The 16,598-nt window shown below is 67.5% G+C and carries 16 protein-coding genes; 6 read left to right on the top strand and 10 right to left on the bottom strand.

Going from position 1 to position 16,598, the window contains the following annotated elements; genetic code table 11:
- Positions 1–7: 7 nt before the first annotated feature.
- Positions 8–1,453, bottom strand: a complete 1,446-nt coding sequence (gene gndA / locus OG225_RS15900) for an NADP-dependent phosphogluconate dehydrogenase (RefSeq protein ID WP_405182355.1) — start codon at positions 1,451–1,453, stop codon at positions 8–10.
- Positions 1,454–1,729: 276 nt separating this feature from the next.
- On the opposite strand from gndA, the gene OG225_RS15895 reads away from it, so the two are divergent.
- On the top strand, positions 1,730–2,257 hold the full coding sequence (locus OG225_RS15895) for a TspO/MBR family protein (protein WP_405182354.1): 528 nt from the start codon (positions 1,730–1,732) through the stop codon (positions 2,255–2,257).
- Positions 2,258–2,298: 41 nt separating this feature from the next.
- On the opposite strand, the gene OG225_RS15890 is transcribed toward OG225_RS15895, so the two are convergent.
- Entirely contained in the window at positions 2,299–2,730 is a 432-nt protein-coding gene (locus OG225_RS15890; RefSeq protein ID WP_405182353.1) for a PRC-barrel domain-containing protein, read from the bottom strand.
- Positions 2,731–3,041: 311 nt separating this feature from the next.
- On the opposite strand from OG225_RS15890, the gene OG225_RS15885 reads away from it, so the two are divergent.
- Positions 3,042–3,518, top strand: coding sequence for a nitroreductase family deazaflavin-dependent oxidoreductase (locus OG225_RS15885; protein ID WP_405182352.1), 477 nt, complete (start codon positions 3,042–3,044; stop codon positions 3,516–3,518).
- A 21-nt stretch (positions 3,519–3,539) separates the two neighbouring features.
- Here the strand turns inward: OG225_RS15885 and OG225_RS15880 are convergent, their stop codons facing one another.
- The 4 genes from OG225_RS15880 to OG225_RS15865 all read right to left on the bottom strand — a co-directional run bounded on the left by OG225_RS15880 (position 3,540) and on the right by OG225_RS15865 (position 8,226).
- Positions 3,540–3,722, bottom strand: a complete 183-nt coding sequence (locus OG225_RS15880; protein ID WP_355085963.1) for a hypothetical protein — start codon at positions 3,720–3,722, stop codon at positions 3,540–3,542.
- Between the two features lie 88 nt (positions 3,723–3,810).
- Positions 3,811–5,913 carry a glycogen debranching N-terminal domain-containing protein gene (locus OG225_RS15875; RefSeq protein ID WP_405183281.1) on the bottom strand — a complete coding sequence of 701 codons (2,103 nt, stop codon included), beginning with the start codon at positions 5,911–5,913 and terminating at the stop codon, positions 3,811–3,813.
- A gap of 56 nt (positions 5,914–5,969) precedes the next feature.
- Complete coding sequence (locus OG225_RS15870) at positions 5,970–7,067, bottom strand: glycosyltransferase family 4 protein (protein WP_405182351.1); 1,098 nt, start codon at positions 7,065–7,067, stop codon at positions 5,970–5,972.
- A gap of 415 nt (positions 7,068–7,482) precedes the next feature.
- Complete coding sequence (locus tag OG225_RS15865; protein WP_405182350.1) at positions 7,483–8,226, bottom strand: lysophospholipid acyltransferase family protein; 744 nt, start codon at positions 8,224–8,226, stop codon at positions 7,483–7,485.
- A 97-nt stretch (positions 8,227–8,323) separates the two neighbouring features.
- On the opposite strand from OG225_RS15865, the gene OG225_RS15860 reads away from it, so the two are divergent.
- Positions 8,324–8,551, top strand: coding sequence for a hypothetical protein (locus tag OG225_RS15860; RefSeq protein WP_405182349.1), 228 nt, complete (start codon positions 8,324–8,326; stop codon positions 8,549–8,551).
- 87 nt (positions 8,552–8,638) lie between these two features.
- Positions 8,639–9,355, top strand: a complete 717-nt coding sequence (locus OG225_RS15855; RefSeq protein WP_405182348.1) for an MBL fold metallo-hydrolase — start codon at positions 8,639–8,641, stop codon at positions 9,353–9,355.
- An 18-nt stretch (positions 9,356–9,373) separates the two neighbouring features.
- On the opposite strand, the gene OG225_RS15850 is transcribed toward OG225_RS15855, so the two are convergent.
- Positions 9,374–10,582: a site-specific integrase gene (locus OG225_RS15850; RefSeq protein ID WP_405182347.1), complete on the bottom strand. Its 1,209-nt coding sequence runs from the start codon at positions 10,580–10,582 to the stop codon at positions 9,374–9,376.
- A gap of 73 nt (positions 10,583–10,655) precedes the next feature.
- Positions 10,656–11,072 (bottom strand): winged helix-turn-helix transcriptional regulator, encoded by a 417-nt coding sequence (locus OG225_RS15845; RefSeq protein ID WP_405182346.1) that lies wholly within the window; start codon positions 11,070–11,072, stop codon positions 10,656–10,658.
- A gap of 85 nt (positions 11,073–11,157) precedes the next feature.
- On the opposite strand from OG225_RS15845, the gene OG225_RS15840 reads away from it, so the two are divergent.
- Positions 11,158–11,985, top strand: a complete 828-nt coding sequence (locus tag OG225_RS15840) for an NAD(P)H-binding protein (RefSeq protein ID WP_405182345.1) — start codon at positions 11,158–11,160, stop codon at positions 11,983–11,985.
- Positions 11,986–12,001: 16 nt separating this feature from the next.
- On the opposite strand, the gene OG225_RS15835 is transcribed toward OG225_RS15840, so the two are convergent.
- The gene (locus OG225_RS15835) at positions 12,002–12,952 is read right to left on the bottom strand and encodes an RNA polymerase sigma-70 factor (protein WP_405182344.1); all 951 of its coding nucleotides are present in this window, start codon (positions 12,950–12,952) and stop codon (positions 12,002–12,004) included.
- Positions 12,953–13,111: 159 nt separating this feature from the next.
- Positions 13,112–14,299, bottom strand: coding sequence for an NAD(P)/FAD-dependent oxidoreductase (locus tag OG225_RS15830; protein ID WP_405182343.1), 1,188 nt, complete (start codon positions 14,297–14,299; stop codon positions 13,112–13,114).
- A 328-nt stretch (positions 14,300–14,627) separates the two neighbouring features.
- Between OG225_RS15830 and rox the strand changes: the two genes are divergently transcribed.
- The gene (gene rox, locus OG225_RS15825) at positions 14,628–16,055 is read left to right on the top strand and encodes a rifampin monooxygenase (RefSeq protein ID WP_405182342.1); all 1,428 of its coding nucleotides are present in this window, start codon (positions 14,628–14,630) and stop codon (positions 16,053–16,055) included.
- Positions 16,056–16,598 lie beyond the last annotated feature (543 nt).

The following is a 16,598-nucleotide window of genomic DNA, read 5'->3' as shown; positions in this document are numbered from 1 at the left end:
ATGTTGTTCAGCCCGCGTCGATTTCGCTGCGGTCACCGCTCCACAGGGTGTGGAACTTGCCTTCGGCGTCGACGCGTTCGTAGGTGTGGGCGCCGAAGAAGTCGCGCTGGCCCTGGGTGAGTGCGGCCGGTAGGCGTTCGGCGCGCAGCGCGTCGTAGTACGACAGCGAGGAGGCGAACGCCGGGACCGGAATGCCGAGCAGGGTGGCCGTGGAGACCACGCGCCGCCAGCTGTCGATGGCGGTCTCGATGGCTTCGCGGAAGTAGGGCGCCAGGATCAGGCTCGGCAGGGCCGGGTTCTCCTCGTAGGCGTCCTTGATCCGGTTGAGGAATCGGGCCCGGATGATGCAGCCGCCGCGCCAGATGGTGGCGAGGTCGCCGGGGTGCAGATTCCAGTCGTATTCGGCGCTGCCCGCGGCGATCTGGTCGAATCCCTGCGCGTAGGCGACGACCTTGGACGCGTAGAGGGCTTGGCGGATGTCTTCGGTGAATTGCGCGACGTCGGTGGGCTTTTCGGCGAGGGTTCCGGAGGCCAGGCCGATGGCGGCTTTGCGTTGCGCGCGCGAACCCGACAGGGCGCGGGCGAAGACGGCCTCGGCGATTCCGGTGACGGGTACGCCGAGGTCGAGGGCGGATTTGACCGTCCAGCGGCCGGTGCCCTTCTGTTCGGCGGCGTCGACGATGACATCGACCAGTGGATTGCCGGTTTTCGCGTCGACCTGGTTGAGGACTTCGGCGGTGATCTCGACGAGGTAGCTCTCGAGGTCGCCCGCGTTCCACTGGGTGAACACGTCGGCGATCTGTTTGGCGTCGAAGCCGAGCGCGTCGCGGAACAGGTGGTATGCCTCGCCGATGAGCTGCATGTCGGCGTATTCGATGCCGTTGTGCACCATCTTGACGAAGTGTCCCGACCCGTCGGGGCCGATGTGGGTGCAGCAGGGGGTGCCGTCGACCTGGGCCGCGATGGATTCGAGCAGCGGTCCGAGTGATTCGTAGGATTCGGCGGGTCCGCCCGGCATGATCGACGGCCCGTTGAGCGCGCCCTCTTCGCCGCCGGAGATGCCCGCGCCGACGAAGTTGAGGCCGCGTGCTTTCATGGCGGCTTCGCGTCGGATGGTGTCGGTGTAGAGCGCGTTGCCGCCGTCGATGATGATGTCGCCCTGTTCCATGACGGCGGCGAGTTCCTCGATGACGGCGTCGGTGGGATCGCCCGCCTTGACCATGATGAGTACGCGGCGGGGCTTTTCGAGTGCGGCGACGAATTCTTCGATCGTCTCGGTGCGCACGAAATCGCCGTCGTCGCTGTGTTCGGCCAGCAGTGCGTCGGTTTTGGCAATGCTGCGGTTGTGCAGGGCGACGGTGTACCCGTGCTTGGCGAAGTTTCGGGCGATATTGCTACCCATGACCGCGAGGCCGGTGACCCCGATCTGTGCGCGCGCTGCAGAATTCGCCATCAATCAGCTTTCCTTCGTCGACAGGTGGTGTGGCATGCCCGCGCGAGGTGCTCGGCGCGGAACTGTCCGGGCGACCCCCGCTGGGCTGCCTGAACCTTATCTTTCTACTCCCTCTGCCATCGGGCCCTGACACCGCGCCGCCACTGGTGGATCACCGGGCTCGGTGGCGGTCGGTGAACCGCCGAGGATTGCGCATCGTTTGCGCATCGTCGTTTCGGGTACTTCGCGGCTGTCACTCGTAGTGCGTTCGGCACGATCCTCGGGAGGTCGATTCGTATGACCACGCAACTACCGACGCGGACGAGAACATTTCTCGGCGGTTCACCGTATTCGCCCGCGCGCCAGGCAGGCGGATTGATCGTGTCGCTGCTGTTGGTGATCGTCGTGGGCGCCGTCGGGAATCTCGCCGCGGTGTCCTCGGCCGATCAGTATCGGCGGTTGAACCAGCCCGGGTGGGCTCCGTCGAGTTGGCTTTTCGGGCCGGTGTGGACGGTGATGTATGTGCTGATCGCGGTGGCGGCGTGGTTGGTGTGGCGGGGTGAGCCGTGGCGGGCGGTGCGGGTGCCGCTGGCCGCCCATGTCGTCCAGTTGGTCCTCAACGCGGCGTGGACGCCGTTGTTCTTCGGCGCGGAGCTGCGCGGGCTCGCATTCGCGGAGATTCTGGTGCTCGTGGTGGCTATCGCGGTGACCTTCGTGCTGTTGCTGCGTCACAGCCGCGTGGGGGCGGCATTGTTGCTTCCGTACCTGGCCTGGACGGTTTTCGCCGCGGTGCTGACCTTCAGCGTGTGGACGATGAATTCCTGATTCCGTTCGCCGGTGCGCGCCGAGCGCACCGGCGAATTCGATCACTGCCCGCGGCGCAGGTTCTTGTCGATTCCCTCGGTCCGCGTGTTGCCGTAGGTCATCGGCGCTTCGTCGCCGGGGCGGATGTGCTGGGGCCGCTGGTTGGTCAGGCCGGTGTAGCGGGGGTCGATGCCGTAGTGCGCGAACAGTTCACGTTCGGTGTCGGGGCTGATGGCGCGGTCGTCGTCGTGGTGCGGTGCGGACTTGACTTGCTCCTTGTCGACTTTGACCTGGAGCATCTGGGCGTCGGCGTGGTATTCCGCGCCGGCGAGCGGGACCAGGGAGTCGCTGCTGAACAGGCCGGTCGACACCGCTGCCCAGGTGGGGGTGCCCGAGGCGTTGTCAAGGTAGATCTGCTTGATCTTGCCGATCTTGTCGTTTCGGACGTCGTACGCGGTGGCGCCGATCAGTGAATCCGACGTTGCCTTGGTCATGATCCCTCCTACCTGGTCGGGGTGCTCGCACCGGCCCGCTGTGCCGGACCGGCGGCAGCGCCCTCGGGTCGACTGCGATCACTCGTGGTGCCGTGAAAGTTCACGCGGTGGTGGCTACTGCTGGTCACCCTATCCATTTCAGCTATATATCGGCAACTATCATTTATGTCTCGAAACCGAATGTATTCCAAGGAATTACCAGGAGAAATTCGTGATGAAATAGAGATGTTCCATCTTTCAGCTATCGACGGTGAGATGAGACGTGAACACCGCCGCGCGCGAGGGTGTGCCGGGTCTGCGAGGATTCGACGGTGGTGTCCAATCCTCTGGCCGGCCCGGGTCGATGGCTCGGCACGCAGCCGTGGGTGATGCGGACGGCGCGTTTCGTGCTGCCCGCCGAACGGCTGGTCCGCGCGCTGAGCCGCGACCGGCTGGGTGTGCTCGACCTCGCCGGTCTGCCGTCGATGCGGATCACGGTCAGGGGTCGCAAGACCGGGCAGCCGCGCCGGACCTCGCTGCTCTACGTACCGCGCGGCGAGGATTTCCTGGTCATCGGCTCCAACTGGGGCAGCCCGCGCCATCCGGTGTGGTCGGCGAATCTGCGCGCGGTCGAGACGGCGCTGGTCGGGTTACACGGCGAGACGTTCCCGGTGCGGGTCACCGAACTGACAGGTGTCGACCGTGAGCGGGCGTGGCAGCGCGCGGTCGAGTTCTGGCCGGGTTACCGCGTCGAGGAACGGCTCGCGAGTGGGCGCGAGTTCAGAATGTTCGAACTGCGCCGCCTCTGAGGCCGTCACCGGGCGGGCGCGTTACCGTGCGGTGTTGCCGTAGCAGAACGCGGCCGCCGCCAGATACTGACGGCATTGCGGTCCGTGGCCCGCGTGGGTACTGCACAGGAAGCGCGCCAGATCGAGATCGAGATCGGTGGGGTCGGCGCCGCAATCACGGTGCCTGGCGCTCCACAGATCCCTGGTGTCCCGTGATGTCTGCATGATCCATCTCCAACCCGCATGTCGGTGGAGCGTGATGGTGTCCTGTGTCGTGTTTCGTGCGGCGTGACCGGTGCGAACGCGACGCGGGTCATTGCGTCACGAATCGCCATTCGTCGGGCACGCGTGCCGTGGTGACCTGGTCGCCTTCGGCTTCCAGATCCACGGTCACCGACCCCAGCCGCAGATCGCTGAGTTTGATGCGTCCCCATCCCCGCGGTACCCGGGGGCGGACGGTGAGGGTGCGTCCGGGGACATCCGGGTCGAGTCCGAGGAACGAACGCACCAACAGCAGGGGTGCCGCGCTCGCCCACGCCTGGGGCGAACACGATGTCGGATACGGCACCGGGACCGGGAACTGTTCGCGGGAGAAACCGCAGAACAGCTCCGGCAGTCTGCCGCCGAAAGACGCTGCCGCGTCGAGTAATCCGCCCGCGAGTTTCGTCGCGAGGTCCACCGCGCCCGGCAGGTGGCGGTAGCGCAGCAGTCCGGCGACCGCGATGGCGGTGTCGTGCGGCCAGATCGAACCGCAGTGATAGCTCATCGGGTTGTACGCGCCCATCGACGAGGCGAGGGTGCGCATTCCGAAGCCGGTGTTCATCTGTTCGCCGGACAGCCGTTCGATCAGTTCCTCGGCGTGCTCGTCGGTGACGATGCCGGTCCACAGACATTGCGCCGCATTGCTGGTCAGTGCGTCGACGGGGCGTTTGGTCCCGTCGAGGGCCACGGCGAACCAGCCGCGTTCGGGCAACCAGAACTGCTCGGCGAATTTTACCCGCAATTCGGCGGCGCGTTCGCGCATCAGTCCCGCGGTGCGCGTGTCATCGAACGCCTCGGCCAGTTGCGCGCGCGCCAGGTAAGCCGCGTACACATAGCCCTGGACCTCGCACAGCGCGATCGGCGCTTCGGCGAGATGTCCTGCCGCGTCGTTGATTCCGTCGAAACTGTCCTTCCAGCCCTGGTTGATCAGGCCGCGGTCGGTGGCGCGTTTGTACTCGACGAAACCGTCGCCGTCGCGGTCGCCGTGTTCGGTGATCCAGTAGATGGCGGCGTCGGCGGCGGGAAGCAGATCTCGGATCGCCTCCGGATCGGCGCCCCACCGATGCGATTCCGCCAGGAGCATGACGAAAAGCGGTGTGGCGTCGACGGTTCCGTAATAGGTGTCGCCGCCGAGGACCTGACCGCTCGCGGGCCCGCGGCGCATCTCGTGCATGATGCGGCCCGGTTCTTCTTCGGTGAGCGGGTTGAGGTCCTGGCCCTGGAGTTCGGCGAGTTGCTGCAAGGTGCCCACGGCGAGGTCGACCTCCAACGGCAGTGTCATCCACGCGGTCAGCAGGCTGTCGCGGCCGAAGAGGGTCATGAACCAGGGGGCGCCCGCGGCGACGAACGGGCGGCCGTCGCCGGTCTCGTCGTGGATCTGTAGCGCGCCGAGATCGCTTTCCGACCGGCGCAGCACCTGGGTCAGCGTCGGATCGGTGGCGATGATCTTGGTCGCCGTGTCACGCCACGCCGCGATCTTGCGACACGGCGCGCTGCGTCCGTTGTTCTCGCTGGACCCCGACGGACTCAGGGTGTGCTGATTGCCGACCGTCGGTTGGGCGATGATCTCGGTGTGCCAGCGGCCTCCGGGTGGCACGACCACCCGCCAGTGCAGGGTGCCGGGCAGCACGGCGGGTTCGACGGTCGAGGAGATCGAGATGCCGCGCATCCGATCCACCCGGTCGTGTAGCAGCAGTTCGCCTTCGGCGACGGTGATATCGGAGCGGGCGTGCCCGGCACGCCCCTCCTTGACCGCGAAGAGATCGACGAAATCGGCGTCGACGTGGAGTTCGAGCGCGACCGCCGTCGGCTCGCGGCCCATGTTCTCTAACGTGAGCCGCTCGTGCATGCCGTCGGCGATCAGGCGTTCCCGCACGACGAGCAGGGTGCTGTCGGCATACCCCGTCTGGGGCGGCCTGCGCAGCACGAAGCGTGCGGTGAACGCCTCGGGGCTCAGAACCGAAAGCGATTCCGCGGGTTTACCGTCCACCAGCAGTTCCCACCGGGACAGCACTCGGGCGTCCCGGAAGAACAGCCCGTGCGGGCGTCCCGGCTCGACGTCGCCGAGCCGGTTCGACAGACAGAAGGTGCCGCCTTCGACCAAGGTCACCGAACCACCGCAACCGCCGAGTCCGGTCGGCTCGCCCGCGTTCATGGGGGCGGGCGCCTGATTCGGCGTCGCGGGGTCCGGTGCCGTCCCGGGATCAGGGCTCATACGCGTTCGCTCGCCACCGTACGGATGGGCACCGTCTTGTCCAGGCGTGCCATGCGAGTCCTGTTGCGGCCGCGCAGGAGCTGGGAGTAGACCCGCTCATAGCCGCGGCCCAGTGTGCCCGAACCGAAGTTGGCCTCGACGTGGGCGCGGCACGCCGCGGGATCCATGCCGCGCACCTCCTCGATGGCGGCGGGCAACTCGGACGGGTCCTCGCAGATGCGGCCGGTCACGCCGTCGACGATCACCTCGGATACCGCGCCGCCGCGCAGGGCGACGACCGGCGTTCCGCAGACCATGGATTCGATCATCACCATGCCGAACGGCTCCTCCCACCGAATCGGGAACATCAAGCACCGTGCGTTGGCAAGCAGTTTGCGCTTGGCCGTCGCGTCGGCGAGCCCGAAGACGTAGTCGTTCGAGGTGAGCAGCGGACGGACTTCACGTTCGAAGTACGCCTTCTCGATGGCTTCGCTGCACTTACCCGCCAGCACCAGAGGAATATTAGCCTCGTGTGCGGCTTGCAGGGCCAGATGTGGCGCTTTGTCCTCGGTGAATCGCCCGAGGAACAGTGCGTAGTCACCTTTTTCGGCCTGGAACGGCCACTGGTCGGCGTGCAGCGCGTTGTGCACGCGGCCGACCCAGTTCAGGTCGGGGGCGAGTTCCTGCTGCCGGTCGCTGATGGCGACCAGTGACACCTCGGCGCCCAATTCGCGGTAGTAGGTGTAGCAGTCGCCCTGCACCGGGCCGTGCACGGTGAGCACGGTCGGCAGTCCGAGCCCGAAATAGGCCGGGGCGTTGAGTGGTCCGGCGAAGGTGTGATCGTGGACCAGGTCGATGCCGTCGGTGGTGGCGAGCTTCTCGATGGCTCGGCGCACCTTCAGCGCGTGGACGACTTCGGGGAACGGCTCGCCGAGACGTTCGGGTAGCGCGCGATCCCACACGGGAACGAATTTCGCTTTGGTGCCCGGTTCGCCCGCTCCGATGAGGGTGACATCGTGGCCCCGCGCGACCAGGGAATCGACCAGATCCGCGACGACGGCCTCGACCCCGCCGTAGGCCTTGGGCGGTACGTCGAAATACGGCGGAACGACCATCGCGATACGGAACCGTTCGCCTACGTGATCGGTAGAAAGCAAGTCGGACGAGGTGATATGGGTCGTAACCGACTCGGATAAACCAGCGCTCATGACCATCCTTCCAACCGTTTGCACATCCACCCAGCACTCGGTGCGCTGGGCGCCGAACGTGGTGGCCGCCGCGGCGGAGGTGAAGACTAGAGCCTGCACCGCCGTCCATAGGGCTTGGTTGGCCTGGTCACGCTGTCGGCGCGGCCAGGGGGGCCGAGAGAAACGTACCTCGAAACGAAGCCTCGAAACCAGCCGGATGGTCTCAGAATTTCTCTACTGGCAAACTTCGGGCGCGTTAGAGCAGCTCCAGGTCATGCGGTTATCCAAATGTAATTCGAGGATCGGGTGTCGACACAGCGAATTTCAGGCAACAGGGTGACCATCACGCGTCGCGCGAGGGTCCGGGAGGCTGTTCGGCAGGTGATGGACCGGTCCGCGACGACTCCGCGCGCAACGACTCGATCCGGGTGCGCAGATGGTCGAGCAGTTTCTCGACGGACTCGAATTCGCCGGGATCGATCGGTTCGCCGAATCGGATGGTGACCGGATGCCTGCGGTTGACCCGCGGCCCCGATCCGGAGTGCCCACGCAGCGGGAGAAGTCCGTCGGTGCCGGTGGTGGCGACCGGGACGATCGCGACGCCGGTCGCCATGGACAGTCTGGCGACACCGGGCTTGTAGGGTTCGGTCTCGCCCGGCGGCACACAGCGGCCCTCCGGATAGATCAGCAGCATGCCGCCGTGGCGCAGGACCCATTCGCCCGCGTCGAGCGCCTTGCGGCCCGATTCGGCGTCGCGGCGCACCACGGGAATGTGGCCGAGTCGGCGCACCAACAGTCCGACGACCGGCCAGGTCCACAACTCGGCCATCGCGACCGCCATGGCCCGACGGCGCAGCGCGCCCCACAGGAAGATCGCGTCGACCATCGAGAGGTGATTGCTCGCGACCAGCACCGCGCCCTTCGCAGGAACGATCTCGCGATCGATCACGGTGACCCGCACGAACCGCGACCACGCGAGAAACCGCAGCAGCCTGCGCACGAGATGGGTGGTGACCCAGGCCCGTTTGCCCAATCCGATCGGGCGTCGGCGAGTGCCCGAAGGTCCGGAATCATCATGGCGCGTCATCGAATTCCTCCTCCGGTCCGGCCGACACCGGTGTTCGCGTCCAGCCTATGGCAGTCGCGTTCGGCGACGGCCGGGGCGCGAAGTTGCACTGCGCCGCATGAGTGCCGGATGGATCATCGCGATGGTGATCGTCATCGTGGTCGTCGTGCTCGCGGTGGTGGTGTTCGTCGCCCGATTCGCGCTGGCCGGGATGCGTCGCGCGGGCAAATCGGTCGGCCGCGACCTGCTGCGTGGGAGTTTCGACGCCGACAGCGCCGCCTGGTACGTGCGCGATCCGGCGGGATGGCGCGAGGAGATCCAGCGCCGGTCCGCCGGCGCGTCCTGACCGCTTCCGGCGGGTCGGTGTCGGGAGTAAACTGCGAGGTTGCGCGTGGTTTCGATGCGGGGGGCGGCACTATCACGGGACTGAGTCATGCAAACCCACACCGATGAGATCGCAGACGGTATCTATCGCATCTCCACCTGCGTTCCCGAGATCGGACCGACAGGATTCACCTTCAATCAGTTCTTCGTCGACGCCGAAGAACCACTGCTGTTCCACACCGGCATGCGTGCGGTGTTCCCGCTGGTGTGCGCGGCGATCGAGCGAATACGGCCCGTAGAGCAGTTGCGCTGGATCACCTTCGGGCACGTGGAAGCCGACGAATGCGGCGCGATGAATTCGTTCCTCGCCGTCGCACCGCGAGCGCAGGTGGCACACGGCGAACTCGGATGCATGGTCTCCATCGACGATATGGCCGACCGGCCGCCGCGACGGCTCGCCGACGGCGAGGTGATCGACCTGGGCGATCGTCGGGTGCAACATTTCGACACCCCGCACGCGCCGCACAACTGGGAGGCACGGGTGCTCTACGAGCAGACCACCGGCGTGCTGTTCTGCGGTGACCTGATGACGCAATTGGGCGACGGACCCGCGCTGACCGACGACGACCTGGTCGAACCGGCCACCGTCGCCGAGGACCTCTTCCACGCCACATCGCTCGGCCCCGCCGTGCCCGCCACCCTGTATCGGCTGGCGTTGCTGCGCCCGACCACGCTGGCGATCATGCACGGATCGAGCTACAGCGGCGACTGCGCGACGGCCTTGCGCGACCTCGCCTCGGTCTACGACGATCGGATGAAGGTCTGAGCGCGCGTATTTCGCCTGTCACAGGCCGAGTTTGGTGACGGCGTTGTCCTCGAGCGGGTTGGCGGTGCGAATGTAGCCGTGCACGGTGCGCGGATTGGACCAGCGGCCCTGGCGCATGATCTCGCGGTCGCTCGCCCCGCCGAGCGCGGCCTGGGTGGCGAAACCGGCGCGCAGTGAATGTCCGGAGAACAGCGCGGGATCCAGTCCGGCGCGCGCGGCATATCGTTTGACCAGTTCGGCGACCGCGCGTCCCGACATCGCCTCGGTCCCGATCGTGCCGTGGCGGGTGATGGTGGGAAACAGGGGCAGTTCGGTGAGGTCCGCGAGGGTGGTTCCGGCGAATCCGTGGCATCGGTGGATGGCCGCGTCCGATCCCGGTGTCGTCGCCAGCCAGGAGCGCAGTCCCGAGATCCCTTTTCCCGCATGGATTTCGAGCAATCGGATCCAGTCGGCGAACGCGCAGACCGGACAGGTGCGCGGGCGGGTGCCGCGCGGGAGCGCTACCCGCTGTTCGGCGGCGCCGGTCGGATCGGTCTTGGTGGTCGGCAGGTGCACGATCAGTACCGGTTCGCCGGTGGTGTGGTCGAGATTCACCCGGACGTCGGCGATGCGCAGGGCGGCGAGTTCGCTGCGGCGCAGCGCGCCCGCGAAGCCGATGAGCAACGCGAGTCCGTCTCTGCGGCGGGCGGGTTCGGTGGGCCATCCCGATTCGGGCAGTCCCGCGAGCAACTGGTCGAGGGTGTGCAGCAGCACGGGACGTTTACGCGTCGGCGGTGTGCGACGGGTGCGCCGCATACCGCGCAGGGTCAACCGGACCACATCGCTTCGGGTCGGTGAGGCCAGACCGTTGGCCGCGTGCACCGCGGCGATCGCGGCCGATTTGCGCTCGAGCGTGGCCGGACTGAACGCCCATCGGCCGTCCTCGCGCCGCGCGTCCGCCGCCGCGGCCAGATACACCGCGACATCGAGGGCGTCGGCCGGCAATGCCTGGCGACCTTCGGCCGCGCACCAGCCCGCCCACGCGATCCAATCGGTTCGATAGGCGCGCAACGTATTCGCCGACTGCGAGGCTTCCAGATATCGTCGCAGCGACGCGGCCTGGACATCGTCGAATCGTTCCCGCACCAGACGCAACGCGGCGGCATCGACCAGCACGCTGCGCACCCCGCGCCGCAGTTCGGTGCGCACCGATTCCGGCACCGCGACCACCGCGTCCCGCTCACCCACGCGATCCACCTCACCCACCCGATCCGGCCATGTCGTCAGTAAGACTATGCCGTGGATTCGCCGTCGCGCGGTGTCAACGCCGCGGTCGTGTCAGCGGTTTGGCGTCGTAGGTTCGACGCGCGCGCTCGACCTCGTCCAGATTCCGTGACCAGTCGGCCAGTGCGGCGAACAGCGGCGACAGGCTGCGTCCCAGATCGCTGATCTCGTACACGACCCGGGGCGGCACCTCGGCGTAATAGGTGCGCACGACCAGTCCGTCGCGTTCGAGTTGCCGCAGCCGCTGGGTCAGCACCTTCGGGGTGATCGAGGCGATGAGCCGCTGCAACTCGACGAATCGCCGCGGCCCGTACTGGTGCAGCGCCCACAGGATCGGGGTGGTCCAGCGACTGAAGACCACATCGACCACCGGGGCGATCGGACACGCGTTCTCCGGCGTGACCCCCGTCGACATCGGCCACGCCACCTGGCTGTTCGCCGCGGAATCACTCATTTCCCATTACTTTCGTCTAGGTACCTAGTATCCCGATGATAGTAACGTTCGCGTCGACCGAACAGGCGAAGAGAGGCGAACGAAAATGATCGTGGTGACCGGAGCAACCGGCAATGTCGGACAGCCGTTGGTGCGCGCGTTGGTGGACGCGGGAAAGCGGGTGGCGGCGATCTCGCGGTCGGTGACATCCGCGGATGTCCCGGACGGTGTCGCCGTCCGTCGAGTCGACCTGGCTCGGCGAGAGGACCTGGGCTCGGCCTTCGACGGCGCCGAGGCGCTGTTCCTGCTGACGTCGGGCGATTTCGTCTCCGACGGCGGGGATGTCGAGGCGGTCGTGAATACCGCGCGCGGCGCGGGTGTCGAACGGGTCGTCCTGCTGTCCTCGCTGGGGGTGGGCACGGGGACGCACGGCACGGAGATGGAGGACGCCGTCGAGCGGGCCGGGGTGGAATGGACGATGCTGCGACCGGGCGGTTTCGCGTCCAACGCGCGGCAATGGGCCGGGACTGTTCGCGCGGAGCGAATGATCGCCGCGCCGTTCGGCTCCGTCGGGTTGCCGGTCATCGACCCGGCCGATATCGCCGCCGTGGCCGCGGTGACCTTGTTGGAGGACGGACACGGCGGCAGGGCCTACGACCTGACCGGGCCCGAGGCGATCTCGCCGCGGCAGCAGGCCGCCGATATCGGGGCGGCGCTCGGGGAGCCGGTGCGGTTCGTGGAACTGTCCCGCGCGCAGGCGAAAGCGCACATGGTGGAGTTCATGCCCGAGCCGATCGTCGAGAACACCCTCGACATCCTCGGCTCGCCCAAACCCGGTGAACAGCGCGTCGCTCCCGATGTCGAACGACTGCTCGGCCGGGCACCGGGAACCTTCGCCGAATGGGCGGCACGCAACGTCGCCGCCTTCCGATAGATATTCAGCTAGATATTCAGCGCAGCGTGAGCGAGGTCTCCGATCGGATGCGGGTCAGTTTCTCCGGGTTGCGGACGTAGTAGAGGCCGGTGATGCCGCCGTCGTCGACGCGGATGGCCATCACGCCGTCGATCTCGTCGTCCAGGCGGATGAGCAGGGCGGGGTTGCCGTTGACCACGGTCGGGGCGGCGGTGAGCTCGCCCGGGTACTTGCCGAGGCCGCCGATGATGAGGCGGGCGACCTTGTCGGCGCCGAGGATCGGGCGCAGTACCGCCTGTTTGATACCGCCGCCGTCACCGACGAGCACCACCTCGGGTGCGAGCACGTCGAGCAGCCCCTGGATATCCCTGGTCTCGACCGCGCGCTGGAACGACGCGAGGGCCGCGCGAATCACGCCGGGGGAGACGACTTCTCGTGGGCGGCGGGCATCGACGTGTTTGCGGGCGCGCGAGGCGATCTGGCGGACCGCCGCCGGGGTCTTGTCGAGCGCGGCCGCGATCTCGTCGTAGCCGAAATCGAAGGTCTCGCGCAGGACGAAGACCGCGCGCTCGGTCGGGGAGAGCGTCTCGAGTACCAGCATCAGCGCCATCGACACGCTCTCGGCGAGTTCGACGTTCTCGGCCACATCGGGTGAGGTGAGCAGCGGTTCGGGCAGCCAGGACCCGACATAGGACTCCTTGCGGCGCGCCATGGTGCGCAAGCGGTTCAGGGCCTGGCGGGTCGTGATCCGCACCAGGTAGGCGCGCCGGTCCGACACCTGATCCAGGTCGACCTTCACCCACCGCAGCCAGGTCTCCTGCAACACGTCCTCGGCGTCGGCCGCCGATCCGAGCATCTCGTAGGCGACGGTGAACAGCAGGTTGCGGTGCGCGAGGAAGATCTCGGTGGACGGGTCGGTGGTGTGGTCGTTCACTGCACGGCCCCTTCGCTCGGCGGTTCGCGTCGGCTGTCGACGGCCTGCTGGCATTGCATCATGTCGGGTTCTCCCGGAGTCGATCCGTCCCGTCATCGCAGTGGCGGGTCGGTGGTGATGGTCTCGTTCGGGCCCCGGCCGGATGCGTGAGACGTTGTCGGACAACGGGGCTCACGCATCCGGGTCGGGGGGCGCCGGAGTGGGCGCTGTTCTTCAGCGAGCGGCCTTCGCTCGGGCCGTCGCGTCGTCGAGCAGTCGCGCTCGCTTGCGGTCCTTGATCGCCCAGGTGAACGAGCCGGGGTCGCGTGCCTCGTCGGCCAGCTCCTCGACGATGTTCGTGCAGGCGTGCTCCTTGATACGCGCGGCGAGGCGACCGCCGAGGGAGAACCGGTTGGCGATGTCGTCCCTGGAGGCCAGCTGCACCGTGGCCGCGTGACGGCCCAGGCCGATGCACTGGCCGAACGAACCCACGTCGATGACGGCGGGTCGCATGCCCGCGATCCGTGCCAGCACCGTGTCCGCGGCGTGCGCGCCCAGCGGACGCGCGGTCTGGCAGCTCATCCGCAACGGCAGATCCGACGGTGCCGCCGAATCCCCGGCCGCGACGATGCGCGGATCGTCCACGCTGGTCAGCGTCTCGTCGGTGCGTAGCCGCCCGATGGCGTCGGTGCTCAATCCGCTGCGCGCGGCCAGGTCGGGCACACCGAAACCGGCCGTCCAGATGGTCACCGCGCTCGACAGGGTGTGCCCGCCACTGAGCCGCACCGACTCCGAGGTCACCGCCGTGACCTGCGCGTCAGGACCTTCGAGGATCGCGACACCGAGTGCGCTCAGCCGTCCGGCCACCGAACGACGCACCCGAGGATGCAGGTAGGGCCCGAGGACCCTGCCGCACACCAGGTTCACCCGGCGTCCCTGCTCGGCCAGTTCCGCGGCGACCTCGATGCCGGTGGCGCCCGCGCCGACCACGGTCACCGCCGCTGTCGGGGACGCCGACTCGATGACCGGACGCAACCGGCACGCGTCCTCCCACGTCGCCATCGGGTAGGCGAACTCCGCCGCTCCCGGCACGTCCGGGTCCGCGCTGCCGCTGCCCACCGCGTAGACCAGGTAGTCGTAGCCGATGGGGCCGGAGTCGGTCGTGGTCACCGCGCGCTCGGGCACGTCGATACGGGTCGCGGTATCCACGACCAACCGCACCCGATCGGACAGGATCTCCGCGAGGTCGACGACCGCCTCGTGTGATCCGGCAACCAGTTGGTGCAGCCGGACCCGGTTGACGAAGATCGGACGCGGATTGATCAGGGTTACGGTGACGTCGTCACGCTGGGTCAGGCGATTGGCCGCCAGCACGCCCGCGTATCCGGCGCCGACGACGACCACATCGGTGTTCTCGGTCATTGGTGTCTCCTTCGTGTCCGAGGGGTTCGGGCACAAGACACCGCGTGAACGGAAGTTGTGACAGGTTGTGCGAGGAATCGTCGTCGGCCGTGGTGATCTCCACGGTGATCGACAGCGTTCGCGGATGCTCGGAAGTTCGAGTGAGGAGAAGGAGGGAAAACACTCTCTTCCACTTTCAATATATAGCGGACCCGGGGCCTTGCGGCAAGACCCCGGTGGTGATGCACAATCTCCAGCCGAAGCCGGTACCTGCCGAAATGCGGTGACGTGAACGCGGTCGAACGGGACCGGCGGAGCGGAATGACACATCTAGCCGAATGGGGAATTCATGGTCGACGTGATCATCGCCGGTAGCGGACCGACGGGGTTGATGCTCGCCGCCGAGTTACGGTTGCACGGCGTGCGGACGCTGATCCTCGAGAAGGACGCCGAACCGACGAAGATCGTGCGCGCGCTCGGCCTGCACGCGCGCAGTATCGAGGTGATGGCCCAGCGCGGACTGCTGGAACGGTTCCTCGCCCTCGGCACGCGATACCCGCTCGGTGGGTTCTTCGCGGGTATCCGTAAACCGCAGCCCGAACGGCTCGATACCGCGCACGGGTACGTACTCGGCATCCAGCAGACCGTCAGCGATCGACTGCTGGCCGAACACGCCGTCGAAGTCGGCGTCGAGATCCGCCGCGGCTGCGAACTGGTCGGCCTGGATCAGGACGACGCCGGGGTGACCGTCGAACTCGCCGACGGCAGCCGACTGCGCGCGCGCTATCTGGTCGGCTGCGACGGCGGTCGCAGCACGGTGCGCAAACTGCTCGGCATCGATTTCCCGGGTGAGCCGAGCAGGGTCGAGACGCTGCTGGCCGAGGTCGCCTTGACCGAAGAGTTCGACACGATCAACGCGGTGATGACCGAAGTTCGTAAGACCCAGTTGCGTTTCGGCGTGATGCCGCTCGAGGGCGGGATGTACCGGGTGGGCGTGCCCGCCGCGGGCGTCGCCGAGGACCGCACCGTCGCCCCGACCCTCGATGAACTCAAACAGCAGTTGCTCGAGGTCGCGGGCACCGACTTCGGCGCGCATTCACCGCGCTGGCTGTCCCGATTCGGTGACGCGACCAGGCTCGCCGAGCGATACCGCGGCGGGCGGGTGCTGCTGGCAGGCGACGCGGCCCACATCCATCCGCCGACCGGCGGCCAAGGCCTCAACCTCGGCATCCAGGACGCGTTCAATCTCGGCTGGAAACTCGCCGCCGCGATCGACGGCTGGGCGCCGGAGGGACTGCTCGACAGTTACGAGTCCGAACGGCGTCCGGTGGCCGCGGGCGTGCTGGAGAACACCCGCGCGCAGATGCAGTTGATGTCGCTGGACCCGGGCGCCCAGGCGGTGCGCAGACTGGTGGCCGAGCTGATGGACTTCGAGGATGTCAACCGCTTCCTCACCGAGAAGATCACCGCGACCGCGATCCGCTACGACTTCGGCGAAGGACACGAACTGCTCGGTAAACGGTTGCGCGACATCGGGTTGAAACGCGGACGGCTCTACGACATGACCCACCGAGGCCGCGGGCTCCTGCTCGACCAGACCGGACAGCTCTCGGTCACCGGATGGGCCGACCGCGTCGATCACGTGGCCGACGTCAGCGAGGAACTGGACGCGCCCGCCGTGCTGTTACGCCCGGACGGCCACGTCGCCTGGGTCGGTGACGACCAGCAGGATCTGCTCGAACACCTGCCGACCTGGTTCGGCGCCGCCGTCGCCTGACGGGTCCGCCGCCGGAATCGCCTGCCGCCCGCCGTTGTCGGACGACGAGGATCGCCGGTACGCGAACCTGCCGCAGGATCGCGCGAAACCGGTGGCCGAGGCCGAAGCCGAGAAAACTGCGTTCCTGACGAAACAACCCGCGCGCCAACTCCTCGAGCAGCGCGCGATCGGCGAAACCCGCGAAATAGGCCGCCAATCCGGTGCCGGAGGTGCGTGGAGCGTCGTGCGCGCGCCCGTCGACACCCATGCGTTGCACGACGAGCCCGGTGTCGCGATCGCGGTGCACACCCGTGTGATCGGCCCCGGTCACACGGGTGTGCACCGCGATCGCGGCGGCCACGGCCGCCACGTCGGTGGGATAGGCCTCGCCGGGAAAGGTGTCGAGCAGCGCGGTCGGCGAGGCGAGCAATCGCCGTTCGTAGGAGCCGATCAGCGCGTCGTGCCACGACGCGAGGTCGGCCGGAAACCCCGGATCGACCAGCCGTGCCATCCCGAGCGCCAGCGTGGGATTCGAGCACCACGGCCTACCATCTGCTCGTGCGA

This window comes from Nocardia sp. NBC_01377 (assembly GCF_045040005.1).
Lineage (GTDB): Bacteria > Actinomycetota > Actinomycetes > Mycobacteriales > Mycobacteriaceae > Nocardia > Nocardia noduli.
The sequence above is the reverse complement of the archived record's forward strand: the minus strand, read 5'-3'. Positions and strand labels throughout refer to the sequence as shown.